This is a genomic window from Cutibacterium nasicola (genome assembly GCF_051303185.1).
Taxonomy (GTDB): Bacteria; Actinomycetota; Actinomycetes; order Propionibacteriales; family Propionibacteriaceae; genus Cutibacterium.
This window is the reverse complement of the sequence record NZ_JBPPGE010000004.1, coordinates 253,645-278,661: the sequence shown is the minus strand read 5'-3', so window position 1 is coordinate 278,661 and position 25,017 is coordinate 253,645. Positions and strand designations below refer to the sequence as shown.

Sequence of the window (25,017 nt, the reverse complement as noted above, 5' to 3'; positions counted from 1 at the left end):
TTTCAGACAGAAGGGTGCGTCCGAAGTGATGTCGGACGCACCCGCTCTTCACACGACGTCAAGGACCTCGCGCAGTGAGGCGACCAGGGCGTCAATGTGTGCATCGGTGTGTTCGGCGGTCACGCACACCCGCAGGATTGCCTCACCCCTGGGGACTGCCGGGTAGCGGATTGCTCCGATCATGAGTCCTCGTCGGGCCAGCTCCTCCTGGGCCGAGACGGCACGATCCTCGGGGCCCACAGGAATCCTGATGATCGGACCGACGTCGTTGGCCGTTGAAGTGGTGATGAGCCCTGCCCTGGTCAGGAGTCGGCGTGCCCGGGAGACGTTGCCCTGCAGGTTCTGCACCCGGGAGGAGTCGGTTCTCAGGAACCGGATGGCCGCTGTCACTGCGGCCGCGACGGCGGGGGAGGGGGCGCTGGAGAACACGTACCCTCGTGCGCAGTGTCGTATCAGCGTTGCCAAGGTCTCGTCCACACAGACGAAACCTCCCTCGACACCGAGAGCCTTGCTCGCCGTTGCGAGCAGGACGTCTGGTCGCAGTTGCCGGGACAGGCCCTCTGTGACGCCTCGTCCGGTGGGCCCGACGGTGCCTATCCCATGCGCGTCATCAACGACGGCGAGAGCGCCGTGACGGTGGGCAATCTTCACCATGTCGGCCACAGGGATGACGTCGCCGCTCATGGAAAAGACCCCTTCGGTGAGTACGAGGGCCCTGTCAGTGGTCGCTCGAGCAAGAGCGGCGTCGACAGCGTCGAGGTCAGCGTGGGGGACGACGACGGTGCGTGCCCGCGCCAGTCGACACCCGTCGATGAGGCTGGCGTGGTTGTCCGCATCGGAGACGACGGTGACGTCAGGACCCGCCAACAGCTGCAGGGTCGCGAGATTCGCCTGGTAGCCGCTGGCCATGAGGACCGCTCGGGGATACCCCAACCATGTGGCGATCTCGTCCTCGGCATGGTGGTGTGCCACTGAGGTGCCCGTCGTGAGACGTGAGCCACCAGAACTGCATCCCAGCTCACCGACGGCGTTGATCATGGCCTGCCGGACGGTCGGCTCGGTGGACATGCCGAGGTAATCCGAGGAGGAGAACAACAGGGCCGGGCCGTCGGTGGTGACGGCGTCGGGTAGTTGGGGTGAGGCAAAGGTGCGGGGCCGACGTTCCAGACCGGCATTGCGCCATGCCTTCAGGCGCCCAGCGACGTGATCGTGCCAGCACGTGGTGGTGTGAGTGCCGCAAGGATGGGTCGCGGCGTTGACGAGAACCGGGTGGTTCTCCAGCCAGTTCGTGATCATGGCGGGATCGGCGCATGAGGTGTCGACGAGGATGACACGACCACCATTGGGATCACCCTCGGCCTTGACATTGGTCACCGTCGTGTACACCCCGTCAACGCAGACATAGCCACGGGTGTAGTGGAGATCGTCGGAGATGCACAGTTCCGCGACGACTCCGGGTGCAGCAGCAACCTTGCTCGCAAGGAGAACTGCTTCGTGGTGGTGCTTCTTGCGTGCCAAGGTCCTCCCTGGAGCAGATTCGGTGAGGTCTCCGAATCGAGTCACCCGTACGCCACGCAGCGGGTCGGCCTCCAGCCGTCGTCCACTACCCACCTCGACCATGGCGGCTCCGCGCATCGTCGGCCCGGCGGTGAGAATGCGTAAGGTCTCGTCGGGATGGGGAACGAATCGGGAGAGGACGTCACGGAAGTGGCGATGTGCGGAGTCGACGTCAGGACATTCCTCGATGTCGGTGGGCAGGGCAGGGATGACAGTGGGATCGACGTCGAGCTGATCCAGGCTGAGACGGACCTGTCGAGCCGTGACGGTGTGGCCAGGCAACAGCGCGCGTTGGGTGAGACCCGCCACGGTCTGGCCGATCATGTCCGGGGACACCAGTGACTCGGCCCCACTGACGTGGTAGGGCTCGTCGTCAAGCATCCCGGTGGCGCGCATTCGCACACTCCACCAAGGCGCAGGGTGAGGGCCGTGCTCCGGAACTGGCATGATGACTCCTTGACCTCGGTAACCGACCATTGTTGAACACCATTCAATTCTTGCAGGGCGGGGGAGGTTCGTCAGGCTGATTTGCCTTGCAGGTCCATTGATGACAAACTGTAAAAGTTGCTCCGAACGGGGCTGCAGTGTGTCACACCCATGATCCTCGAGATCGGGTCCGGCCACTGTCAAGCCCGACGGCAGAGGTGTCACCACCACGGTGAGTCCGCTGTCGGACCCACGGAAGCGGGTCGGCGTCGGAAACCGGCAGACAAATCCACAGTGTTCACGGGGTCCTCAACGGCTGGTGAGCGGTGGGTGTTCTGCGGTTCGTGATGCGCGACACGCCCGAGCGCGTGGGTCGGGGAGGGGCGACGTGACCTCTCGGTTTTCACGTCAGTGGAAATCGTCAGGTTGGGACCAACGAGGACTTCGGTCCTCACGCCGGAACCCTCTGGGCGTACCGGACTCCCACGCCAGGGAATCTTGGACGCGGCAGAGACGAGTAGAAGGAACAACTGTGGCGGGACAAAAGATCCGCATCAGGCTGCGGGCCTACGACCACGAGGTCATCGACTCGTCGGCGCGCAAGATCGTCGACACGGTGACCCGCACGGGCGCCAAGGTCGCCGGCCCGGTGCCGCTGCCGACCGAGAAGAACGTTTTCTGTGTGATCCGTTCGCCCCACAAGTACAAGGACAGCCGCGAGCACTTTGAGATGCGCACCCACAAGCGGCTCATCGACATCCTCGAGCCGACTCCGAAGACGGTCGATTCGCTCATGCGTCTCGATCTGCCGGCCGGGGTCGACATCGAGATCAAGCTTCCGTGAGGTTGAGCACCATGACCAATGAACGCACTGTCAAGGGCGTGCTGGGCACCAAGCTCGGCATGACCCAGCTGTGGGACGAGCACAACAAGCTCGTTCCCGTGACCGTCATCCAGGCCGGGCCGTGTGTCGTCACCCAGGTGCGCACCCCTGAGACCGATGGCTACTCCGCCGTCCAGCTTGGCTTCGGGGCCGTCAAGGCCAAGAACGTCACCAAGCCGGAGGCTGGCCACTTCGACAAGGCTGGTGTGACCCCTCGACGTCACCTCGTCGAGCTGCGCACCGCCGATGCCTCTGAGTACACCCTGGGCCAGGAGATCACCGCTGACGTGTTCTCCGAGTCCGATTTCGTCGACGTCACCGGCACCAGCAAGGGCAAGGGCACCGCTGGCGTCATGAAGCGTCACGGCTTCGGCGGCCTGCGTGCCACCCACGGTGTGCACCGCAAGCACCGCTCGCCGGGCTCCATCGGCGGCTGCTCGACGCCAGGCAAGGTCATCAAGGGCCTCCGCATGGCCGGCCGCATGGGTGCCGAGCGCGTGACCGTCCAGAACCTGCAGGTTCACGCCGTCGACGCCGAGCGCGGGATCATGCTGGTCCGCGGCGCTGTCCCCGGCCCGAAGGGGTCCCTGCTCGTCGTCCGTAGCGCCGCCAAGAAGGCCGCCAAGAATGGGGATGCCGCATGAACGAGACCAAGACCATCGACGTCCTCGACGTCAAGGGCAGGAAGGCCGGATCGGCTGAACTTCCCGGTGATGTCTTCGACGCGAACACCAACATTCCGCTGATCCACCAGGTCGTCATCGCCCAGCTCGCGGCTGCCCGTCAGGGCACCCACGCCACGAAGACCCGTGGTCTGGTCTCCGGCGGTGGCAAGAAGCCGTGGCGTCAGAAGGGCACCGGTCGTGCCCGTCAGGGTTCGACCCGTGCACCGCAGTGGGTCGGCGGCGGAACGGTTCACGGTCCGCAGCCGCGCTCCTACGCCCAGCGCACCCCCAAGAAGATGGTGGCTGCTGCTCTGCGTGGCGCCCTGTCCGACATGGCTCGCGACAACCGCGTCTTCGTCGTGACCTCCCTGGTTGACGGCGGCAAGCCCTCGACCAAGCAGGCCAAGGCCGTCCTCTCGGGTCTCGCCGAGCTCCGCAAGGTGCTCGTCGTCCTGGATCGCAGCGAGGAGATCGCCTGGCTGTCCGTGCGCAACCTCAGCGAGGTCCACGTGCTGGCCGCCGATCAGCTCAACACCTACGACGTCGTTAACGCCCGGACCATCGTGTTCAGCCAGGCCGGGCTCGATGCCTTCGTCGGTGCGCGCAGCGCCAGCACCCAGGCCCTGGCCGCTGAGCCGGAGGTCCCGGAGACCAACGTTGCCGACCAGCATCCCTACGGTGAGGACTCCTTCCGTGGAGACAACCCGCCGGCCGGATTCGACATCAAGGGCAACGAGGACTCCATGAAGTTCCACGCCCCGACGTCGCCCTGGTACGGACGCACCATCGCTGAGGTGTGGTTCCGCTCCGCCGAGGCTGCTGAGGCCGCTGGCTTCGTCAACGCCGTCAAGTCCGACTCCAACAAGGAGGACGTCAAGTGAGCGAGCTGAAGATCCGAGATCCCCGGGACATCATCCTCGCCCCGGTCGTCTCCGAGAAGAGCTACGGCCTGCTCGACCAGAACAGCTACACGTTCCTGGTCAAGCCGACTGCCAACAAGACCGAGATCAAGATCGCGATCGAGCAGATCTTCGGTGTGAAGGTCACCTCGGTGAACACGATGAACCGCAAGGGCAAGGCGCGCCGCACCCGCTTCGGCATGGGCAAGCGTCCCGACACCAAGCGCGCCATCGTGACCGTTGCCGAGGGTGATCGCATCGACATCTTCACCGGCCCGGTCGCCTGAGCCGCGAGAGAAGGAACGAAGTACCAATGGGTATCCGCAAGCACAAGCCCACCACTCCGGGCCGTCGCGGCTCGAGCGTGTCGGACTTCGTCGAGCTCACCCGCTCGACCCCCGAGAAGTCCCTGCTCGTTGCCAAGCCCAAGACCGGTGGACGCAACAACACTGGCCGCATCACCACCCGTCACATCGGTGGTGGACACAAGCAGGCCTACCGCATCATCGATTTCAAGCGTTACGACAAGGACGGCGTGCCGGCCAAGGTCGCTCACATCGAGTACGACCCGAACCGCACCGCTCGCATCGCCCTGCTCCACTACGCCGACGGTGAGAAGCGCTACATCATCGCCCCCGATGGCGTCGGTCAGGGAACCGTCGTGATGTCTGGCTCCGAGGCCGACATCAAGCCGGGCAACAACCTGCCGCTGCGCAACATCCCGGTCGGTACCACGGTTCACGCCGTGGAACTGCGCCCAGGCGGTGGCGCCAAGATGGGTCGCTCCGCTGGTGCGTCGGTGCAGCTGGTCGCCCGCGAGGGCAAGTACGCCACCTTGCGCCTCCCCTCCGGTGAGATGCGCATGGTCGACATTCGCTGCCGCGCCACCATCGGCGAGGTCGGCAATGCCGAGCAGACCAACATCAACTGGGGCAAGGCTGGCCGTAACCGCTGGAAGGGCATCCGCCCGACCGTCCGTGGTGTGGTCATGAACCCGATCGACCACCCGCACGGTGGTGGCGAGGGTCGTACCTCCGGTGGTCGTCACCCGGTGAGCCCCTGGGGCAAGCCCGAGGGTCGTACCCGTAACAAGAACAAGGCGAGCAGCCGTCTCATCGTGCGTCGCCGCAAGTCCGGCAAGAAGCGCTGATTGGGAGTCTGAGACATGCCACGCAGTCTGAAGAAGGGCCCCTTCGTCGACGAGCACCTGGCCAAGAAGGTCACTGCCCAGAACGAGGCGGGCACGCACAACGTCATCAAGACCTGGTCGCGTCGGTCCATGGTTACCCCCGACATGATCGGGCACACCATCGGCGTGCACGACGGTCGCAAGCACGTCCCGGTTTTCGTGACCGAGTCGATGGTCGGGCACAAGCTCGGAGAGTTCGCCCCGACCAGGACCTTCAAGGGTCACGTCAAGGACGACAAGAAGGCGCGCAGGCGCTGACGAGAGGGATCTGATTTATGAGCAACACTGAGAGGCCCAGCCGTCGCGCCGCCCTGCTCGGCGATCGCCCCGGCTCGTACGCCATCGCGCGTCACGTTCGGATGAGCGCCAGCAAGTGCCGTCGCGTCGTCAACCTGGTTCGCGGAATGGACGCCGTTGACGCGGTGACCATGCTGAAGTTTCAGCCGCAGGCCGCGGCCGAGCCGGTTCGCAAGGTCATCGCCTCGGCCATGGCCAACGCCGAGCAGACCGAGGGTCTGCGCGCCGACGACCTGTACATCTCGCAGGCCTTCGTCGACGAGGGCGTCACCATGCGCCGCATCCGTCCCCGCGCCAAGGGATCCGCCAGCCGAATCCTGAAGCGTTCCGCCCACATCACCGTGGTTGTCGAGCCCAAGGACGCCCGTCCGGCCCCCAAGAAGGCCAAGAAGGGTCGCCCGGCTGCTGCAGCCAAGTCCGAGACCGAGAAGGGAGCCTGACATGGGCCAGAAAATCAATCCCCATGGTTTCCGTCTCGGTGTGACGACCGATCACAAGACCCGCTGGTACGCCGAGAAGCAGTACGCCGAGCTCGTGGGTGAGGACGTCAAGATCCGCGAGTGGCTTCAGAAGAACCTGGAGCGCGCCGGTATTTCGTCCATCGAGATCGAGCGTCGCTCCGAGCGCGTGACCATCTTCCTCTATGCCGCCCGCCCGGGTATCGTCATCGGGCGTAACGGCGCCGAGGCCGAGCGCGTGCGCGGTGAGTTGGAGAAGCTCACGGGCAAGCAGATTCAGTTGAACATCCTCGAGGTGAAGAACCCCGAGACCGACGCCCAGCTCGTCGCCCAGGGAATCGCCGAGCAGCTTGCTGCCCGTGTCGCCTTTCGTCGCGCCATGCGCAAGGCTCAGCAGTCCGCCATGAACGCTGGCGCGCTTGGCATCCGCATCAAGTGCTCCGGTCGTCTGGGTGGCGCCGAGATGAGCCGTTCCGAGGGTTACCGCGAAGGCCGTGTGCCGCTGCACACCCTGCGCGCCGACATTGACTACGGCTTTTTCGAGGCCCGCACCACCTTCGGCCGCATTGGCGTCAAGGTGTGGATCTACAAGGGCGATGTCACTGGCACCCGTGCCGAGCGCGCTGCCCAGAAGGCTGCTCATCAGACCGCCCAGGGTGGACGCGGCGGACGCGGTGGCAACCGTCGTGGCCGGGGCGATCGTCCCGACCGTCGCGGTGGACGTCGTCGCGCCGAGGCCGCCAAGCAGCAGCCCGCCGAGACCTCGGCCCCGCAGACCGAGAACGCAGGAGCCTGACATGTTGATTCCTCGTCGAGTGAAGTACCGCAAGCAGCACCATCCCAAGCGGACCGGTGCTGCCAAGGGTGGCACCCAGTTGGCCTTCGGTGACTACGGCATCCAGGCCATTGAGGGCGGATACCTGACGAACCGTCAGATTGAGGCCGCCCGTATCGCCATGACCCGCTACATCAAGCGTGGTGGAAAGGTGTGGATCAACGTCTACCCGGACCGCCCGATGACCAAGCACCCCGCAGAGTCCCGCATGGGCTCCGGCAAGGGTACGCCTGAGTGGTGGATCGCCAACATCAAGCCCGGACGAGTTCTCTTCGAGCTGTCGGGTGTGCCGGATGACGTGGCCCGTGAGGCCATGCGTCTGGCCATCCACAAGCTGCCGATGAAGGCTCGTTTCATCTCCCGTGAAGGCGGTGACAACTGATGCCCAAGCTTTCTGCTGCAGAGCTGCGCCAGCTTTCCGGTGAAGAGTTGCGCAACAAGGTTCGCGAACTCAAGGAGGAGCTGTTCGGGCTGCGTTTCCAGTCGGCCACCGGCCAGCTCGAGAACACGGCTCGTCTGCGTGAGGTCCGCAAGGACATCGCTCGCGTCTACACCGTGCTCCAGGAGCGCAACCTGAACATCGTCGATGATCCCGACGCCACCAATCCCGAGAACGACAAGGAGGCCTGAGTATGAGCGAGAACACCGCTGAGCGGACGACCCGCCGCAAGGTCCGTGAGGGACTGGTCGTGTCCGACAAGATGAACAAGACGATCACCGTCCTGGTCGAGGACCGTGTCAAGCATCCGCTGTACGGCAAGGTCATGACCAAGTCCGTGCGTCTCAAGGCTCACGACGAGAAGAACGAGGCCGGCATGGGCGACCGCGTGCGGATCATGGAGACCCGCCCGCTGTCCGCCACCAAGCGCTGGCGTTTGTTCGAGATCGTCGAGAAGGCCAAGTGAGTCGCTGGTGAGTTGCGAGGCAGGGCGACCCATCCGAAAAGGGTGGGTCGCCCTGTTGAGTGTGGGGCCTGGCCGGGTCGCCGATCCGGGTAGGGCTGCGGACACCGCCGCCACACCAGGTCACCGCCAATTCGCAATCGCCGACGAAGCGAGTTAAACTGCACAAGTTGTCTTGCGACTGTGCCCACCTTCAAGCACAGCGCGGAGCCCCTGACCTCACGGAGACGGGGACACCGTGCGCCGCCCGAGGGTGGCGGGACCTCTCGCGGACGACAGCCGCGTACCCCCTGAGGTGCGGGTTGCCTCCTGGCAAAATCCAGGGGGTTCGTGTTCAACGGTCCTACCAGGCCCGGGAGGGAACCAGTGGGACGAAGGAGAAGACATGATCCAGCAGGAGACGCGACTCAAGGTCGCCGACAACACTGGTGCGAAGGAGCTCCTCTGCATCCGTGTTCTCGGTGGATCCAAGCGTCGCTACGCCTACCTCGGTGACACCGTCGTGTGCACCGTCAAGGACGCCATCCCCGGCGGAAATGTGAAGAAGGGCGAGGTCGTCAAGGCCGTCGTCGTTCGTACCGTGAAGTCGCACCGCCGTCCCGACGGGTCCTACATCAAGTTCGACGAGAACGCCGCCGTGCTACTCAAGAACGACGGGGAGCCTCGTGGCACCCGTATCTTCGGCCCCATCGCCCGCGAGCTGCGCGAGAAGAAGTTCATGCGCATCGTCTCGCTCGCCCCGGAGGTGATCTGAGTGAAGTCCCTCAACATCAAGAAGGGTGACCGCGTCAAGGTCATCGCCGGAAACGACAAGGGCACCATCGGTGAGGTTCTCTCGGTGGACCCGGCCCGTGGGCGCGTCGTCGTCGAGGGTGTGAACATCCGTAAGCACCATCGTCGTGACATGCCCACCCCACAGGGCGGCACCACCAAGGGCGGAATCATCCAGTCCGAGGCCCCGATCCACGTCTCGAACGTCCAGCTCGTGACCAAGGTTGACGGCAAGGACGTTGTGACCCGCGTTGGCTACCGCCGCGAGGACGTCACCAAGCGTCGTCCCGATGGTTCTGAGTACGCCGCTCAGCGCAGCGTCCGCTACCTCAAGAAGGAGGAGGCCAAGTGAGCACCGACGCCTTAGCGCACGAGATGCCTCGTCTGAAAAAGCAGTACCGCGAGCAGATTCGTCCGGCCATGCAGGAGGAGTTTGGCTACAAGAACCCGATGCTCATCCCCGGTCTCGAGAAGATCGTGGTGAACATGGGTGTTGGGGACGCCGCTCACGACTCCAAGGTGATGGACGGTGCCGTTCGCGACATCACCGCCATCACTGGCCAGAAGCCGCAGGTCACCAAGGCCCGCAAGTCCATCGCTCAGTTCAAGCTGCGTGAGGGACAGCCCATCGGCTGCCACGTCACCCTTCGCGGCGACCGCATGTGGGAGTTCGCTGACCGTCTTCTGACCTTGGCCCTGCCTCGCATCCGTGACTTCCGCGGCCTCAACTCGAACCAGTTCGACGGCAAGGGCAATTACACCTTCGGCCTGTCCGAGCAGGTCATGTTCCTCGAGATTGACCAGGACAAGATCGACCGTGTCCGTGGCATGGACATCACGTTCGTGACCACTGCGCAGACGAACGAAGAGGGCAAGGCCCTGCTCAAGCACCTGGGATTCCCGTTCAAGGCAAAGGATGACCCGAAGAAGGCGAAGGCCAAGCGCGGTCCCGCCTACTACGCCAAGAAGAAAAAGAAGTGAGGATCTGATGGCCAAGACAGCTCTGAAGGTCAAGGCGGCCCGTAAGCCCAAGTTCGGTGTCCGTGCCTACACCCGTTGCCAGCGCTGCGGTCGTCCGCACTCGGTGTACCGCAAGTTCGGCCTGTGCCGAATCTGCCTGCGCGAGATGGCCCACGCCGGTCAGCTCCCGGGTGTCACCAAGTCTTCCTGGTGACGAGCGCGCGACCGTCAAGGACGCAGATCCACGGGCCCTACCAGGCTCCGGCGGGTTGGTAACCCGCCCCACACACACGTGAACAACACAGAAGGTCCCCGTGGCCGGAACTCGGACGAGACAGTCCGGAAGACGACAGGAGGGAAACCGCTGTGAGAAAGAGGCCAAACCAGCCATGACCATGACTGACCCGATCGCAGACATGCTGACTCGTCTGCGTAACGCCAACCAGGCGTACCACGACCAGACGGCGATGCCTCACTCGAAGATCAAGGCCGGCATTGCCGAGATCCTCAAGTCCGAGGGGTACATCGCCGACTACAAGGTCAACGAGCCCAAGGAGGGCGAGGTCGGCAAGACGCTGACCCTCATCCTGAAGTACGGCGAGAACCGTGAGCGCTCCATCGCTGGCGTCCGCCGTATCAGCAAGCCCGGACTTCGCGTCTACGCCAAGTCCACCGCCCTGCCGAAGGTGCTCGGCGGCCTGGGCATCGCCATCATCTCCACCTCTCAGGGACTGCTCACTGACAAGCAGGCCCATGAGAAGTCCGTGGGCGGGGAAGTCCTCGCCTACGTGTGGTGACCGTCGACGAGACAGATAGGAGTAATCAATGTCGCGCATTGGCAGGCTTCCCATCGCCGTCCCGTCCGGTGTCGAGGTGAAGCTTGATGGGCAGGACGTGGAGGTGAGGGGTCCGAAGGGAACCCTGAGCCTTACCGTTCGCGAGCCCATCACCGTGAGCAAGGACGATGAGGGACAGATCGTCGTTGAGCGTCCGGATGACGAGCGGGAGAACCGCTCGCTGCACGGCCTCACCCGTACCCTCGTCAACAACATGGTCATCGGTGTGACCGAGGGCTACGAGAAGAAGATGGAGATCCAGGGCGTGGGTTACCGCGTGCTGTCCAAGGGTCCCAAGCAGCTCGAGTTCAACCTCGGCTTCTCGCACCCGGTGATCGTTGACGCCCCGGAAGGAATTACCTTCGCCGTCGAGAATCCCACCAGGTTCTCGGTCCAGGGCATCGACAAGCAGGTCGTGGGCGAGACTGCGGCCAACATCCGTAAGATTCGTAAGCCGGAGCCCTACAAGGGCAAGGGTGTGCGTTACGAGGGCGAGAACGTCCGTCGCAAGGTTGGAAAGGCAGGTAAGTGACATGGCAAGCACCCTGACTGTTCGCAAGAGCCTGTCCGACCGCACCAAGGCACGTGCTCGTCGCCAGGCCCGTGGTCGCAAGAAGATCTTCGGGACCGTCGAGCGTCCCCGCATGGTCGTGACTCGTTCTTCGAAGCACGTCTTCGTCCAGGTCATCGACGATGTTGCCGGGAACACCCTCGCGTCGGCGTCCACCATGGAGGCCGAACTGCGCGAGATGTCCGGAGACAAGACCGCCAAGGCTGCCCGAGTGGGCACCATCATCGGTGAGCGCGCCAAGGCCGCCGGCATCGACAAGGTCGTCTTCGACAAGGCCGGGAACCAGTACCACGGGCGGATCGCCGCGCTGGCCGATGCGGCCCGCGAGGCCGGTCTCGACTTCTGACCCACGAAAGGCAAGTGAGCAACGATGAGTGGAACCCAGCGCCGCGGTGGCGGTGCAGGTGGTGAGCGTCGTGGCCGTGACAACCGTCGTGGCCAGAACGATCGCAACCGCAATCAGAACGAATATCTCGAGCGCGTCGTGTCGATCAACCGCGTCGCCAAGGTGGTCCAGGGTGGCCGTCGCTTCAGCTTCACGGCGTTGGTCGTCGTGGGAGACGGCGAAGGCACCGTGGGTGTCGGCTATGGCAAGGCCAAGGAGGTGCCCGCGGCCATTGCCAAGGGCGTTGAGGAGGCCAAGAAGCACTTCTTCAAGGTGCCGCTGGTCGGTCGTACCATCACCCACCCGGTGATCGGTGAGAAGGCTGCCGGTGTCGTCATGCTGCGTCCGGCTTCTCCCGGTACCGGTGTCATCGCCGGTGGTTCGGCCCGTGCCGTTCTCGAGTGCGCCGGCGTGCAGGACGTGCTCGCCAAGTCCCTCGGCTCCTCCAACGCGATCAACGTGGTTCACGCCACTGTCGCCGCGTTGCAGCAGCTCGAGGAGCCCGAAGAGGTTGCCCGTCGCCGTGGCAAGTCCGTTGAGGACGTCGCCCCGGCAGCCATGCTGCGCGCCCGTAAGGAGGCCGACGAGGCCGCCGCTGCCGTCCGCATGGAGGAGAAGGCAGGGGTCAACTGATGAGCAAGCTGAAGATTACCCAGATCAAGTCTGGCATCGGCACGAAGCCGAATCATCGTGAGACCTTGCGCAGCCTCGGACTGAAGCGCATCGGTGACACGGTCATCAAGGAGGACCGCCTCGAGTTTCGCGGCATGGTCCAGACCGTTCGTCACCTCGTCACCATGGAAGAGGTGGACTGACATGGCTATTGAGCTCCATGATCTCAAGCCCGCTCCTGGCGCCCACAAGGCCAAGACCCGCGTTGGTCGTGGTGAGGGCTCCAAGGGTAAGACCGCTGGTCGCGGTACGAAGGGTACCGGCGCACGCAAGAATGTGCCCGAGTTCTTCGCTGGCGGCCAGATGCCGATTCACATGCAGGCCCCGAAGCTGGGCGGGTTCCACAACCCGTTCCGCACCGAGTACCAGGTCGTGAACCTGGACAAGGTCGGGGCCCTGTTCCCCAAGGGCGGCAAGATCACCGTTGATGATCTCGTCGCCGTTGGTGCCGTCCGTGACAACGAGCTCGTCAAGGTTCTCGGAACCGGCGAGCTGACCGTCAAGGTTGATCTCGTTGTCGACGCCTGGTCCAAGTCGGCCCAGGAGAAGATTGAGAAGGCTGGCGGCAGCGTCACCAAGCGGTGACGTGACCTTCGTGTGACGTCGTGAACACGACTGAATGACGTGCGAGGGACGGGAAACCTGACCGTTTCCCGTCCCTCGTGTCATCTGCCGGGGCAACGCACGTGCAATGACGACATGCCTTGCCCTTGTGACCTCAGCAGACTGGCCCAGGGGTTGGGTGTGTGTAAGATCACACGCATCAAACGGCCAGCGTGCCGAGATGACCCCATGCCAGACCGTGTGCAGCGGCACGACCTGCCGCCTGGGTTACGGCCACCCGCCTGCGGCCCACCTGCCCTCCCAGCAGGCACTGCACACTGTGAGAAAGGACGATCGTGCTCAAGTACGTGGTGCGTCGCCTCATCAATTACGTCGTGCTGTTGTTCGTTGCGGTTTCCTTTGCATACCTGCTCGCCTCGTATGCCCTGGACCCGCGCAACGCTTTCGACCAGACGAATCCCAAGCTCAACTGGACGGCGATCAACCAGTCACTGACCAACTACAACATCAATCCCGACACCAGCATCTGGGTGCGGTACGAGCGATGGTTGAAGATGGTCTTCCTGCACTGGAACTGGGGCTGGACCCCACATGGTGACTCGATCAACTCGCTGATTGGCACCCGCATTGGTGTGTCCGTCCGTCTGGTGATCTGCGGAACGATCATTGGCATGGTCGGTGGTGTCGCCGTCGGCGCATGGTCGGCTGTGCGCCAGTACTCGGTTGCTGATCGAATCGTGTCCTTCCTGTGTCTGCTGCTCATCTCGACGCCGACGATGGTGTTGGCCGTCCTGCTGCAGCTCGGTGCCATTCAGTTCAACCAGGCAACCGGCACGCAGTTCTTCCAGTTCATCGGTGAGGTTGGATCTCACGGAGACTACGTCGGAGCCGAACTGTTCAGCCGGATGCAGCATCTCCTCCTACCGACGATCTCCCTGTCGGCGTTGAGCTTGGCGAGTTACTCGAGATACCAGCGCAACTTGATGCTCGACACCCTCGGTGCCGACTACGTCCGTACCGCTCGAGCCAAGGGTCTGCGCAAGGGACGCGCCATTCGTCACCACGCCCTGCGCAATGCCATCATCCCGATGGCCACCTACTTCGCCTTCGGCGTGGCCAACATCTTCGTCGGTGCCACCATCTCCGAGCAGGTGTACGCCTGGAACGGTGTCGGTTCGTACTCAGTGATGTCGATCCAGCAGAACGACATCAACGGATCTGTTGCGGTGGTCGCCTTCTCCGGCCTCTGCACGCTGACCGGTGCCCTGTTGTCCGACATCCTCATCGCGGTCATCGATCCGCGTGTCCGGGCTCGATGAGGAGGAGCCGTCATGTCTGAACCCACGAACAACGCCAGCGTCGAGCTCAACACCCCGAAGGCGGGCCCTAGCGCGCCCATCGAAGGCCCTGACGCCTTGAGCGCTGCCAACCGCAACGAGAAACACAAGCCGGGACGCAATGAGCGTGACGGCAAGCACATGTCACGTGGCCGTCTGATCCTGCGCCGCTTCTGGCGTCCGGTCGGCTCCAAGATCGGTGTCATCGGGCTGGCTCTCATCATCCTGCTCGCCCTCGTCGGCCCGTACATCGCCAACTGGGACTACTGGGTCGTTGACGACAACGCCTTCCTCTCCCCGCCAGACCAGTACCACTGGTTCGGCACCAGCCAGGGCGGTTTCGACCTGTTCGCCATGACGGTCGAAGGTTTACGCAAGTCCCTCATCATCGGTTTCTGCGTCGCGATCATCGTGGAGACCCTGGCCGCCCTCATCGGCTCGGCTGCGGCTTACTTCGGCAAGGTGGCGGAGAAGATCATCTTGTGGTTCATCGACCTGCTGCTGGTGATCCCGTCCTTCCTCATCATCGCCATCCTGAGTCAGCACACCTCTGGCAAGAGCACCTCGACCGCACTGCTGATCCTGCTGCTGTCGGCCTTCAGCTGGATGCTGTCGGCCCGTGTGGTCCGCGCCATGACGCTGTCGGTGGTCAACCTCGACTACGTCACGGCTGCCCGGTTCATGTCGGTGCCGCCGTTCACGATCATCGTCAAGCACGTCATCCCGAACATCGCCAGCTACCTCATCATTGACCTGACGCTCGGTGTGGTCGCGGCCATCATGAGTGAGACGGTGCTGTCCTTCTTCGGCTTCGGCGTGCAGAAGCCTGAGACCTCCCTGGGTACCTTGCTGGGTGACGGCATGACCGCTGTCACGACCTCGCCGTGGCTGTTCATGTTCCCGGCCGGCGTGCTGGTGATCCTGCTGTTGAGCGTTAACTTCATCGGTGACGGCCTGCGCGACGCCGTCGATCCCTCCTCCAAGTCTGGTGGTAAGGCATGAGCAAGAAGACTGCCACTGCGGCGAACCTGTCCGACGCCCTGCCGGAGCGTCAGGAGGGTGTGCCGGTCCTGCAGATCAAGGACCTCAACGTCCGTTTCCCCTCCGAGGATGGCGTCGTCCACGCTGTGCGCGGGGTCAACCTGAGTGTCGATGCCGGCGAGGTCGTCGGCTTGGTGGGTGAGTCTGGCTCCGGTAAGTCCGTCACCTCGATGTCGGTGATGGGCCTGTTGGACGAGGGCGCTCGCGTCAATGGGTCGGTCAAGCTTCACGGCACCGAGCTGCTGGGACGCGACGACGACTGGATGTCGGACGTGCGCGGCAAGAAGGTCGCCATGATCTTCCAGGACCCGTTGAGTGCCCTGACTCCTGTGTACACGGTCGGTGACCAGATCGTTGAGGCCCTTCAGATTCACTCGGACATGTCCGACAAGGATGCCTGGGCTCGTGCTCTCGAGCTGCTCGACATGGTTGGTATCCCGAATCCGGAGGTGCGTGCCAAGGCCTTCCCGCACGAGTTCTCCGGCGGTATGCGCCAGCGCGTCGTCATCGCCATGGCGATCGCCAACGACCCGGATCTCATCATCGCCGACGAACCGACGACGGCCCTTGACGTGACGATTCAGGCTCAGATCCTTGACCTGCTCCGCGTCGCCCAGCGTGAGACCCATGCAGGCGTCGTCATGATCACCCATGACCTCGGTGTCATCGCTGGTCTGGCCGACCGCGTGGCCGTCATGTACGCCGGGCGTATCGTCGAGCGGGCCAACGTCGACGAGCTGTTCTACCGCTCCCGGCATCCGTACACCATCGGCCTGTTGGGATCCTTGCCTCGTCCTGACCTTGACAAGGATGAGCCGCTGACGCCGGTCGAGGGCAACCCGCCCTCCCTGCTCACTCTCCCGCCGGGATGCCCCTTCGCCCCGCGTTGCCCGATGGCCGTGGATGCCTGTCGCGAGGCAGAGCCCGATCTGAGCCCGACCGACCTTGAGCATCACGAAGCTGCGTGTGTTCGTCACCGCGAACTGATCGACCGCACCTACGCGGAGGTCTACCCGCATGTCGGTGAGCGCAAGGGCCGCTTCAAGGCGACAGCCCTTGGTACGTCGGACCGCGAGGCGCTCGAGGACGTTCTGGAGGTCAAGGGCCTCGTCAAGACCTACCCGCTCATGAAGGGTGCGGTCTTCAAGAGGCGAGTTGGCACCGTCCATGCCGTTGACGGCATCTCCTTTCGGATCAAGAAGGGTGAGACCCTCGGTCTGGTGGGGGAGTCGGGCTGTGGCAAGACGACGACGATCATGTCGATTCTCGAGCTGGCCAAGCCGGAGGCGGGCACTGTCGTCGTCCTGGGACGCGACGCGGCGACGATGAACGCCAAGGACCGCAAGGAGACCCGACAGGACCTCCAGGTGGTGTTCCAGGACCCGATGGCATCCCTGGATCCGCGTCTGCCGATCGCCGACATCATCGCCGAGCCACTGAAGTACAACGGGTACCCGAGGAGCAAGATTCCGGAGCGGGTTGACGAGCTGATGGCCCTGGTGGGGCTGGAACCTGCCCATGCCAACCGCTACCCGCGAAACTTCTCCGGTGGCCAGAAGCAGCGTGTCGGTATCGCCCGTGCGCTGGCGCTGAACCCGAAGCTGCTCGTTCTCGACGAGCCGGTCTCGGCCCTGGACGTGTCGATCCAGGCCGGTGTGCTGAACCTGCTGGAGGATCTACGCGAGAAGTTGGAGCTTTCCTACCTCTTCGTCGCCCACGATCTGTCGGTTGTTCGCCACATCGCCAACCGCGTGGCCGTGATGTACCTGGGACGCATCGTCGAGCTCGGAGAGGTCTCCGAGGTCTTCGACCATCCGATGCACCCATACACCCAGGGCCTGCTCTCAGCCATCCCGGTGCCCGACCCGTCCAAGGAGCACAACCGCCACCGCATCCTGCTGGAGGGTGACCTGCCGTCACCGGCTGCGCCGCCGTCCGGGTGCCCGTTCCACACTCGCTGCCCGAAGTTCAAGGAGCTCGACGAGGTCTCCCAGGCGAAGTGCATGGGGGAGCGTCCGGAGTTGTCGTACCCGCGGGCGGACATCGACCGGCGCACGGCGTGTCACTTCCCCGAGGAGATTCGGGTGTTCTGAGACTCTGCAGTGGATCCCTGACATGGGGTGGTGTCGTTGCGACGACGCCACCCCATGCGTCATGGTCACGGGACCACTGGTGGTCTCATCTGCGCATTGCCCGACGGGCAGATGTGAGCTGACGACAATCACGGTCGGATCGAGGAAAAGTCAAGATTTCATAACGAAACCGAGTTCTGAGGCTGTTCTCGCTGGTTGGTCCGGAGGAGGAGTGCCAAGCTCAAGCCATCATGATCCATCCAGGATCCTCAACTTTGCGGAGGTTTACCGTGCGCAAGACCTTGACGACCGCAGTGGCTGCTCTGGCCGTGGGCTCGCTTGCCCTGACTGGCTGCGGACAGAAGAACCAGTCCGGCGGCGACCAGAACAACGGCGACAAGACCACGTCGGCGAACGCGCCGCTGGCTGCCCTGAACATCAAGCCCCGGGACCAGATCAAGGACGGTGGCACCCTCCGTCTTGCGATCGGTCCCCTGCCGACCGGTTGGAACCCGCTGCAGGTCGACAACAACACCGCCGACCTCGCGACGACGATCTGGAATTTCATCGGCGCCCAGAACTTCTACTACACCGAGGACGGCACCCCGAAGGCGAACCCGGACTACATCGAGTCGGCCAAGGTTGACACCAAGGACGGCAAGCAGGTCGTCACCCTGCACCTCAACCCGAAGGCCAAGTGGAACTCCGGTCGAGTCATCGACTACACCGACTACCAGGCCATGTGGAAGGCCTGCAACGGTCAGAACGACAAGTTCCTGCCGGCCACCACCGACGGTTTCAACCAGATCACCTCGGTGGAGAAGGGTGACAAGGACACCGACGTCGTCATCACCTTCAAGAACACCTATCCGGACTGGACCTCCACCATGAGTATGCTCATTCCGAAGGAGGGCTCTTCCGACCCGGACGTCTTCAACGCTGGCTGGAAGAAGCCGAACCCCGACTGGTTCACCGGCCCGTTCATCCCCACCAAGGTGGATCAGGCTTCGAAGACCCTGACCGTCAAGCGCAATGACAAGTGGTGGGGCGAGAAGTCGAAGCTCGACACCGTCACGTTCAAGCAGATGGAGGATGCCGCCAAGACCAAGGCGTTCGCCAACAAGGAGATCGACGTCGCCGACACCATCATCACCAAGGACGGTTACCAGACCGCCAAGAAGCGTGATGACGCCGACATGCGTGCTGCCGGTTCGCTGCAGTGGCGCCACTTCACCTTCAACGCCGAGTCGGCCAACTTGTCTGACAAGACCGTCCGTCAGGCCATTGTCAAGGGCATCAACCGCCCGGCCATCGCCAAGTCCGACCTTGCCGGTCTGCCGATCCAGGCCGACTCGGTGATGCTCGGAAACCACTTCTTCATGCCCGGCCAGCCTGGCTACAAGGACAATTCGGAGGAGTTCAAGTACGATCCGAAGGCCGCTGAGAAGCAGTTGGACGATGCCGGTTGGAAGAAGCAGGGTGACTACCGCGTCAAGGACGGCAAGACCCTGACCGTCAACTACGCTCAGCTGACTGGTGTCCCCACTTCTGAGAATGAGGGTGCGCTGTTCAAGCAGGACATGGCGAAGATCGGGGTCAAGGTCAACCTTGTCAACACCCCCTCCAGCGACATGCAGAAGGTGTTGTCGAACCACTCCTTCGACGTCATCGCGTTCACGTGGCAGGGTACCCAGTACCCGATGGCCAACGTCCGTCAGATCTATGGCGCTGCTGACCAGGGCTCCAAGAAGCCGTCGCAGTCAAACTTCTCCCAGATCGTCGATCCCGAGATCGAGAAGCTCATCCCACAGATCGACACCGAGATGGACGTCAACAAGCGTCGTGAGCTCACCAACCAGGCCGACAAGATCATCTGGGACGACGTCATGACTCTGCCGCTGTACCGCCGCATCATGTTCACCGCCACCCCGAAGGACCTCGCGAACTTCGGTGCTGCGACCTTCCAGATCGTGCACGCGGAGGACATCGGCTTCCAGAAGTGACGATGAGTTCTCACCTGTGAGAAGCGGGGCCGGGGATGTGATCCCCGGCCCCGCAGTCGTTGCGGGTTGTGATGGTGGGGGTCAGGACTGGCGACGACGCATGACGATCGCGACGATGAGGGCAATGACCACGATGGCAATGACGCTGATCGTGGCAATTGGGCTGTGAGACGAGAAATCGGTGTTCTGAGCCTTCTTGGCGCTGTTGTTGGTCAGCTGGAAGGAGGAACCCTCGGTGCTTCCAGCGGCCAACGTCGGGGGAGTACACGACTTGGTCGTCGGCCTGTTGTAGCACCATCCCTCGATGGATCCGGCGGTTGGCGTGTACTGGTCGGCGCCCTTCTTCGAGTAACCCCACACAGCACCGGCGCCGGAAGCGTGGTAATACGCCCAGTACTGGCCGTTGAAGGTCTTGGGGCAGGTCTCGGGGTGATCGTTCATCGTGCAGATGAGACCCGACTTGTTCCTGCCGATGGTGATTCCGGCCTTCTCCAGCGCGTCGGCGCCGGTCGATGGTGAGTCGACGCACTGGTTGGCCAGCACCTTCTCGTCGTCAGTGATGACGAAGACCCAGACCTTTCTGGTGTTGAGGCAGTCGTCAATGGCTGTCGTCTGACCAGTGCCGACGCTCGGCGAGGGGGCCGCGTGCGCAAAGAACGGGAAGAAGATCGTCAGGGCTGCGAACAACAGAGCGGCGAGCACTCCTCCCATGGTCGGGAGTGCTCGCCGGTTCTCGATGTGGGAAATACTCACATGACGATCATGCCTCAGAGAAGAGCATTCGTCCTGTCTCAGACCCCGGTACGGGGAAGAGCTGTCGCACGATCTGAAGGTGTCGCACGATCTGAAGGGCGGTTCGACGGTCCGACCGGAGCTGGGGTGACCGGGGTGTGCGCGGTAGCGGTGGCCGTCGCAGTGGCGGAACCAGTAGCGATGGCTGACGGGGTCGGGGTGGCCGATCCGGTCGGGGTCACCGTGGGCGTCTCGGTCGGGCTCTCAGTCGGAACAACGGTGGGCGTCACCGTGGGAGTCGGCGTCACCGTAGGGGTAACAGTCGGGGTCGGGGTGGCCGAGGGATCGTATGGTCTCAGATGGGCATCCCAGTTCGGTCCGGCATTCTGGTCAGCGGCGAGGGGCTTGAAGTACCAGCCCTCGATGGAACCAGCCTTGGGATGGGCGTTGCCAGCACCGGTCGTCAAGGACTCCCACGTCACCGACTTGTCAGCGCCGGCCGGGGTGGCGTGCCAGTAAGACCAGTATGCCTCGTGGGTGTCGACCTTCGTCGGGTAACCATCGATCATGGTGACCATGCCGCCGTCGGACGTGACGACGAATCCGGCGGACTCAAGAGCCTCCATGCCGTTGCCGAACTTCGAGGCACACGCACCCTTGGAGGTGCCGTTGTCCTGCTCGATGTAGACCCACACGTGGCCCACGGCGATGCATTTCTGGGCGCCGCTCATGTCGCCGGGCTTGCCGGTCGGAGTGGCCGTGGGAGTGACTGTCGGGGTCTCGGTCGGGGTCACCGTTGGGGTGGGGGTTGGGGTGGTTGTGCAGGTTGGGGTGTTTTTGGGGGGTTTGCCGGACCATGTTGAGGCGTAGCCGTGGCCGGTGATGGCCATGATTGCTTGGTCGGTGGCCATGATGTTGGGTTCGTGGTCGTTGCGTTGGGCTTGCCATGCGCCGACTTTCGTGAGGTTTTGTTGGCGGATGAGCCATTGTTTGACGGTTGTCATGTCTTCGCCGCGTTCTGCGAGTGCGCTGGCGAGCATGCCGGTGGAGTTGGCGGCGGAGTAGGTTTCCCAGTAGTCCCCGTCGTCGTGGGTTTTGGTGTTGAGTGCCCATTGGGTGGCGTGGTTGGCGGCTGTAGTGATTTTGGTGTTGTAGTTGTCTGGGATGAGGTGTGGGTTGTGTTGGAGGAGGGTTAGGTCTGATAGGGCGATACCGGTGTAGTCGGGGTCGCCGACGAAGGTCGTGGTGCCGTCGTGGTTCTTTTTGGTGTAGCCGAAAGCGCCGGCATCGGTGCCTCCAGTGCCCTGGGTGGACAACAGCTTGTCGATAATTGTTTTCGGTACTGGGCGGTTGGCTCGGGTTAGTGCGATGGTGATGAGGTGTGGGCCCCAGTACATGGTGACGCGGCGTTGCATGTTGGGGTTGGTGTCGTTGATGTAGCCGGCGAGTTTGATCCACAGGTTTCCGGTTTCCTTGCCGAGGAAGTAGGTGGGGTCGTCTCCGAGGATTTCGGCGGTCATGATGACTTTTGCCAGGCCGGCCGGGTTGTTTTCGATGTATTTCGGGCCGGTTTTTTTGAGGGCTGTGGTCATTTCTGTGACGGTGTCGGGGTGGGCATCGGAGCCGACCAGGGCGATGATGCCGTCAGCGATGCCGCCGGCTTGTCTGTAGTTCTTGGGGTCTTGTTTCCATTTGTTGGCGAGCCAGTCAGCGGCTTTTGCGACGTAGGTGCTGGTGGCGGCGGTGTCGTTGATCGATCCGGGCCACATGGCGCCTTTGACTGGGTTGGTTGGTGGGTTGAAGCAGTAGGGGGTGGAGCCGTCGTCGGTGGTGGTGAGGGGTGTGTGTGATGGGGTGGATGGTGGGTTGGCGAATGCTGATGTTGTGAATGGTGATGCGATGAGTGCACCGGCAGCGAGGCCGGCGATCCATCGAGTGAGTCTGAGCATGTGGCGGGTCTTCTTCCTGAGGCTGCGTTGCGGACAGGGAAGGCTCCCGGGTCGAACTCACCGCAGTCCTCGACGGTGTGTGATGTTCCTTCGACAACCCAGGTACTCCGACTCGGGGGTGGGCCCCTCACGGTTGCGGGTCAGTTCCGGTATCGCACCGAATTCCCCTGTGGTTGCGGTGCAATTCTAAGCTCGCGGCCACCGCATGTCCACATCCGGGTTCGTCGACGCGAACACTGTTGGTAAGATCCGAGTGGTTTCATCGATGGAGAACCTGGTGCGAATCCAGGACTGTCCCGCAACCGTGTAGGTCGGCAGAGATGTCGACACAGTCGGATCGCTGTCGTTGAAATGTCTCGTACTCAATTCCGTCGTGGACAGCGGAATGGTCGGTCCTGGCTGTGGACGACGACGAAGCGTCCACATGTGAAAGGCAGGACCTGTGAGACGGTTCAAAGGATTGGCCGCGGTGCTCTCCGCGGCCCTGGCCATACCGATGGCCATCGTGTTCCTCGCCCCGGCATCGGCAACGCCGGCCGCGTCCTATGACGATGAGGCGCAGACGTGCATCAATCAGAAGCACGTGTTCGTGTATGCCGAGCGTGATGACGGGCATGTCGACACCGGTTGCGCGTCGAAGTTCTCCAATGGGGTGGAGGCGTTGGAGTCAGCCGGTTTCGACATTGGAAGCACCGATTTCGGTGGCGACCTGGGAATGTTCGTCGATTCAATTAACGGGTACCCGGAGAATCCTGACAAGTTCTACGCCTATTGGGGTTATTTCCATGGCCAGCCGGCAGGTAAGGACGCCACGGTTGACTGGGAGTACTCGCAGTTGGGCGCCAGCAACTATCACCCCAAGCCTGGCTCGATCGAGGCATGGCACTACATGCTCATTGATGGTCCGTGGGAGGTCCCTCCGACCTGGAAGCCGAAGGTCGATCCAGCCCCGAGCACTCCGGCGGCGTCCTTCGAGATTCCTGACAAGGCCCTGCAGAAGTGCATCACTGACAAGCTCGGCACCACCACCCCTACCAAGGAGCAGCTTGCCGGCGTGACGAGTCTGAGCTGCCGGAACTTGGGAATCAAAGACCTCACCGGCATAGATCAACTGACCGGTCTGGAAAAGGCCTTCCTATCGGGCAACAGGATCAGCGATCTCAAGCCGCTGGCCGCCTCCACCGGCATTTTCAGTCTGGATGTTAACAGCAATGAGGTCTCCGACATCTCGCCCCTGAGGTCTTTGACGAAGCTGTCGCGCCTGGATGTCGGCAAGAACCACATCCGCGACCTGTCCGCACTCAAGGACATCAAGGGTTTGGGCGACGCCGACATCACCTCGAACTTCCAGAGCGTTGACGGCGGCTCGGCCATCGCTGGGGGTGAAGTTCCGGTGCCGACCGCTGTCGATCACCACGGGACGACCTTCGTGGCTGACCGCGAAGTGCCCGAAGGCGTCAAGATCAAGGGCAACAACGTCACCTATCCCTCCGCCGGTGACTACGTGTGGCAGTTCCGCGACGCCTCGATGTATTTCAACGGGTCCATCACTGTCCATGTCGTCGCGGCTCCCGAACCGCCGAAGCTCGTCGATATCCCCGACGCGAACTTCAAATCCTGCCTCCAGGACGCCGTCGGTGCCAGCAAGCCCCTGACCGCTGAGAATCTTGGTGCGCTGGCTGAGGTCAAGTGCATCGACAAGGGCATCAAGGACATCACCGGTTCCGAGGCCCTCACCAATGTCAAGACTCTGTACCTGACGACCAACGAGATTGAGAGCGTCGATCCGCTTGCCGGTCTGACGAGGCTCGAGACCCTTTACCTACCCAACAACCGCGTCAAGGATCTGGCTCCGTTGGCGGGTCTGGGGAATCTCAGGACGATGAGCCTGGACCAGAACCCCATTACCTCGGTGCGGCAGCTGTCCTCGCTGACGAATCTCACTGATCTGACGATCAATCAGAACACGCGCGGCAAGTATACCTATCCCGGTGTGACCAGCCTTGACAGTCTGGGTTCGCTTCCCAAGCTCACCCGCCTGGTGGCCAACAACAACGTCAACCTGGCCGATCTCTCCGGGATCTCCGGTGCCACCTCGTTGAAGAAGCTCTTCCTCAACAATGACAAGATTTCGGACCTGACCCCGATCAAGGGATTGACGAACCTCGTCGAGATCGGTTTCGACAACAACGACATCTCCAATGTCTCTGCACTGGCCGCGATGACGAAACTCACCAAGGTGGGACTCAGCTCAAACCACATCTTTGACCTGTCCCCGCTGTCGGGTCTGGGCGACATCGCCTTCATGGGTCTGCGTGCCCGGTGGCAGACGGTGACGCTCCCGGCCGTTCCAGCCCAGCAACCGGTTGCGGTTCCGGTGGCGAAGGCTGCCGACGGCTCCAAGGCTGAGCTCATCGCTCCTGAAGGTGTGACGGTAGCTGGTGACATAGTGACCTATCCGAAGGCCGGCGATGGTTACACGTGGACGTGGTCGCACAAGGACGCCACCAGCCACTCCGAGGACTTCGCCGGGACGTTGATCCAGCCGGTGACGGCTGCGGTTCCGACGCCTACGCCGACTCCTACGCCGTCGGTGACCCCGACTGTCACTCCCACGGTGACGCCGACGCTTACGCCGACGGTGACGCCCACCGTTGCTCCAACTGTCGCCCCGACCGAGACGCCGACGCCGACTGTTACCCCCACGGTGACGCCGACGCCGACGGTGACCCCGACCGGGACTCCGACTGTCAGTCCTACGGCGATGCCGACTCAGGTGCCATCGAGCTCTCCGACCAAGCTCGGACCTCAGCAGGGCAACATCCCGGTGAATCCATCCTTCCCGGACGATCCCACGCGCCACCCCGGACTACCTTCCACGGGAGCGTGATCTCCGAGTAGCAGAAGGGGCCCCACCGCCATGGTGGGGCCCCTCGTCGTCTCACGTGCGAGTCGAGCCAGACCAGGAGATCTGTTCGCGGGCCCGGCTCCGAGTTCCGGAGTGGGATGCGTG

General features: G+C 63.0%; 29 protein-coding genes and 2 riboswitches. Of the genes, 26 read left to right on the top strand and 3 right to left on the bottom strand.

Annotated elements, in window-relative coordinates; translation table 11 throughout:
- Positions 1 to 48: 48 nt before the first annotated feature.
- Positions 49 to 1,953: a 6-carboxyhexanoate--CoA ligase gene (locus ACSJJT_RS08730; protein WP_435917976.1), complete on the bottom strand. Its 1,905-nt coding sequence runs from the start codon at positions 1,951 to 1,953 to the stop codon at positions 49 to 51.
- Positions 1,954 to 2,515: 562 nt separating this feature from the next.
- Between ACSJJT_RS08730 and rpsJ the strand changes: the two genes are divergently transcribed.
- The 25 genes from rpsJ to ACSJJT_RS08605 all read left to right on the top strand — a co-directional run bounded on the left by rpsJ (position 2,516) and on the right by ACSJJT_RS08605 (position 19,323).
- On the top strand, positions 2,516 to 2,827 hold the full coding sequence (gene rpsJ, locus ACSJJT_RS08725) for a 30S ribosomal protein S10 (protein ID WP_002514870.1): 312 nt from the start codon (positions 2,516 to 2,518) through the stop codon (positions 2,825 to 2,827).
- An 11-nt stretch (positions 2,828 to 2,838) separates the two neighbouring features.
- Entirely contained in the window at positions 2,839 to 3,510 is a 672-nt protein-coding gene (gene rplC / locus ACSJJT_RS08720; protein ID WP_435917931.1) for a 50S ribosomal protein L3, read from the top strand.
- A complete protein-coding gene (gene rplD / locus ACSJJT_RS08715; protein ID WP_435917930.1) occupies positions 3,507 to 4,412 on the top strand; it encodes a 50S ribosomal protein L4, sunset domain variant in 906 nt (301 codons plus the stop codon). The genes rplC and rplD overlap by 4 nt, the downstream gene beginning before the upstream one ends.
- Positions 4,409 to 4,717: a 50S ribosomal protein L23 gene (gene rplW / locus ACSJJT_RS08710; protein WP_435917929.1), complete on the top strand. Its 309-nt coding sequence runs from the start codon at positions 4,409 to 4,411 to the stop codon at positions 4,715 to 4,717. Before rplD ends, rplW begins: the two co-directional genes overlap by 4 nt.
- A 26-nt stretch (positions 4,718 to 4,743) precedes the next feature.
- Positions 4,744 to 5,580 (top strand): 50S ribosomal protein L2, encoded by an 837-nt coding sequence (gene rplB / locus ACSJJT_RS08705; RefSeq protein WP_435917928.1) that lies wholly within the window; start codon positions 4,744 to 4,746, stop codon positions 5,578 to 5,580.
- Between the two features lie 15 nt (positions 5,581 to 5,595).
- On the top strand, positions 5,596 to 5,877 hold the full coding sequence (rpsS, locus tag ACSJJT_RS08700; RefSeq protein ID WP_002516048.1) for a 30S ribosomal protein S19: 282 nt from the start codon (positions 5,596 to 5,598) through the stop codon (positions 5,875 to 5,877).
- 17 nt (positions 5,878 to 5,894) lie between these two features.
- A complete protein-coding gene (gene rplV, locus ACSJJT_RS08695) occupies positions 5,895 to 6,356 on the top strand; it encodes a 50S ribosomal protein L22 (RefSeq protein ID WP_435917927.1) in 462 nt (153 codons plus the stop codon).
- A 1-nt stretch (position 6,357) separates the two neighbouring features.
- On the top strand, positions 6,358 to 7,170 hold the full coding sequence (rpsC, locus tag ACSJJT_RS08690; protein WP_435917926.1) for a 30S ribosomal protein S3: 813 nt from the start codon (positions 6,358 to 6,360) through the stop codon (positions 7,168 to 7,170).
- A 1-nt stretch (position 7,171) separates the two neighbouring features.
- Positions 7,172 to 7,591 (top strand): 50S ribosomal protein L16, encoded by a 420-nt coding sequence (rplP, locus tag ACSJJT_RS08685; RefSeq protein WP_435917925.1) that lies wholly within the window; start codon positions 7,172 to 7,174, stop codon positions 7,589 to 7,591.
- Positions 7,591 to 7,839 carry a 50S ribosomal protein L29 gene (gene rpmC, locus ACSJJT_RS08680; RefSeq protein WP_435917924.1) on the top strand — a complete coding sequence of 83 codons (249 nt, stop codon included), beginning with the start codon at positions 7,591 to 7,593 and terminating at the stop codon, positions 7,837 to 7,839. The genes rplP and rpmC overlap by 1 nt, the downstream gene beginning before the upstream one ends.
- 2 nt (positions 7,840 to 7,841) lie before the next feature.
- Positions 7,842 to 8,114, top strand: coding sequence for a 30S ribosomal protein S17 (rpsQ, locus tag ACSJJT_RS08675; protein ID WP_435917923.1), 273 nt, complete (start codon positions 7,842 to 7,844; stop codon positions 8,112 to 8,114).
- A gap of 382 nt (positions 8,115 to 8,496) precedes the next feature.
- Positions 8,497 to 8,865, top strand: coding sequence for a 50S ribosomal protein L14 (gene rplN, locus ACSJJT_RS08670; RefSeq protein WP_435917922.1), 369 nt, complete (start codon positions 8,497 to 8,499; stop codon positions 8,863 to 8,865).
- Positions 8,866 to 9,234: a 50S ribosomal protein L24 gene (gene rplX, locus ACSJJT_RS08665; protein ID WP_435917921.1), complete on the top strand. Its 369-nt coding sequence runs from the start codon at positions 8,866 to 8,868 to the stop codon at positions 9,232 to 9,234.
- A complete protein-coding gene (gene rplE, locus ACSJJT_RS08660; RefSeq protein WP_435917920.1) occupies positions 9,231 to 9,863 on the top strand; it encodes a 50S ribosomal protein L5 in 633 nt (210 codons plus the stop codon). The genes rplX and rplE overlap by 4 nt, the downstream gene beginning before the upstream one ends.
- Before the next feature lie 7 nt (positions 9,864 to 9,870).
- Positions 9,871 to 10,056 carry a type Z 30S ribosomal protein S14 gene (locus tag ACSJJT_RS08655; RefSeq protein WP_002515981.1) on the top strand — a complete coding sequence of 62 codons (186 nt, stop codon included), beginning with the start codon at positions 9,871 to 9,873 and terminating at the stop codon, positions 10,054 to 10,056.
- Between the two features lie 175 nt (positions 10,057 to 10,231).
- A complete protein-coding gene (gene rpsH, locus ACSJJT_RS08650; RefSeq protein WP_435917919.1) occupies positions 10,232 to 10,639 on the top strand; it encodes a 30S ribosomal protein S8 in 408 nt (135 codons plus the stop codon).
- Positions 10,640 to 10,667: 28 nt separating this feature from the next.
- Entirely contained in the window at positions 10,668 to 11,210 is a 543-nt protein-coding gene (gene rplF / locus ACSJJT_RS08645) for a 50S ribosomal protein L6 (protein WP_435917918.1), read from the top strand.
- A 1-nt stretch (position 11,211) separates the two neighbouring features.
- A complete protein-coding gene (rplR, locus tag ACSJJT_RS08640; protein WP_435917917.1) occupies positions 11,212 to 11,595 on the top strand; it encodes a 50S ribosomal protein L18 in 384 nt (127 codons plus the stop codon).
- Between the two features lie 24 nt (positions 11,596 to 11,619).
- Entirely contained in the window at positions 11,620 to 12,267 is a 648-nt protein-coding gene (rpsE, locus tag ACSJJT_RS08635) for a 30S ribosomal protein S5 (protein ID WP_435917916.1), read from the top strand.
- Positions 12,267 to 12,449, top strand: coding sequence for a 50S ribosomal protein L30 (rpmD, locus tag ACSJJT_RS08630; protein ID WP_435917915.1), 183 nt, complete (start codon positions 12,267 to 12,269; stop codon positions 12,447 to 12,449). Before rpsE ends, rpmD begins: the two co-directional genes overlap by 1 nt.
- Position 12,450: 1 nt before the next feature.
- Positions 12,451 to 12,891 carry a 50S ribosomal protein L15 gene (gene rplO / locus ACSJJT_RS08625; protein ID WP_435917914.1) on the top strand — a complete coding sequence of 147 codons (441 nt, stop codon included), beginning with the start codon at positions 12,451 to 12,453 and terminating at the stop codon, positions 12,889 to 12,891.
- 314 nt (positions 12,892 to 13,205) lie between these two features.
- On the top strand, positions 13,206 to 14,189 hold the full coding sequence (locus tag ACSJJT_RS08620) for an ABC transporter permease (protein WP_435917913.1): 984 nt from the start codon (positions 13,206 to 13,208) through the stop codon (positions 14,187 to 14,189).
- 12 nt (positions 14,190 to 14,201) lie between these two features.
- Positions 14,202 to 15,209: an ABC transporter permease gene (locus ACSJJT_RS08615; RefSeq protein WP_435917912.1), complete on the top strand. Its 1,008-nt coding sequence runs from the start codon at positions 14,202 to 14,204 to the stop codon at positions 15,207 to 15,209.
- Positions 15,206 to 17,341, top strand: coding sequence for an ABC transporter ATP-binding protein (locus ACSJJT_RS08610; protein WP_435917911.1), 2,136 nt, complete (start codon positions 15,206 to 15,208; stop codon positions 17,339 to 17,341). Before ACSJJT_RS08615 ends, ACSJJT_RS08610 begins: the two co-directional genes overlap by 4 nt.
- A 269-nt stretch (positions 17,342 to 17,610) precedes the next feature.
- Positions 17,611 to 19,323: an ABC transporter family substrate-binding protein gene (locus ACSJJT_RS08605; protein ID WP_435917910.1), complete on the top strand. Its 1,713-nt coding sequence runs from the start codon at positions 17,611 to 17,613 to the stop codon at positions 19,321 to 19,323.
- An 81-nt stretch (positions 19,324 to 19,404) separates the two neighbouring features.
- Here ACSJJT_RS08605 and ACSJJT_RS08600 read toward each other — a convergent pair whose 3' ends face one another.
- Complete coding sequence (locus ACSJJT_RS08600; protein ID WP_435917909.1) at positions 19,405 to 20,076, bottom strand: hypothetical protein; 672 nt, start codon at positions 20,074 to 20,076, stop codon at positions 19,405 to 19,407.
- A 38-nt stretch (positions 20,077 to 20,114) separates the two neighbouring features.
- Entirely contained in the window at positions 20,115 to 22,004 is a 1,890-nt protein-coding gene (locus ACSJJT_RS08595) for a prenyltransferase/squalene oxidase repeat-containing protein (protein ID WP_435917908.1), read from the bottom strand.
- Positions 21,990 to 22,225, bottom strand: a riboswitch (cobalamin riboswitch). (Overlaps the previous gene by 15 nt.)
- A riboswitch (cobalamin riboswitch) is annotated at positions 22,224 to 22,338 on the top strand. Its footprint overlaps the riboswitch before it by 2 nt.
- A 108-nt stretch (positions 22,339 to 22,446) precedes the next feature.
- Between ACSJJT_RS08595 and ACSJJT_RS08590 the strand changes: the two genes are divergently transcribed.
- Entirely contained in the window at positions 22,447 to 24,894 is a 2,448-nt protein-coding gene (locus ACSJJT_RS08590) for a leucine-rich repeat domain-containing protein (RefSeq protein ID WP_435917907.1), read from the top strand.
- Positions 24,895 to 25,017 lie beyond the last annotated feature (123 nt).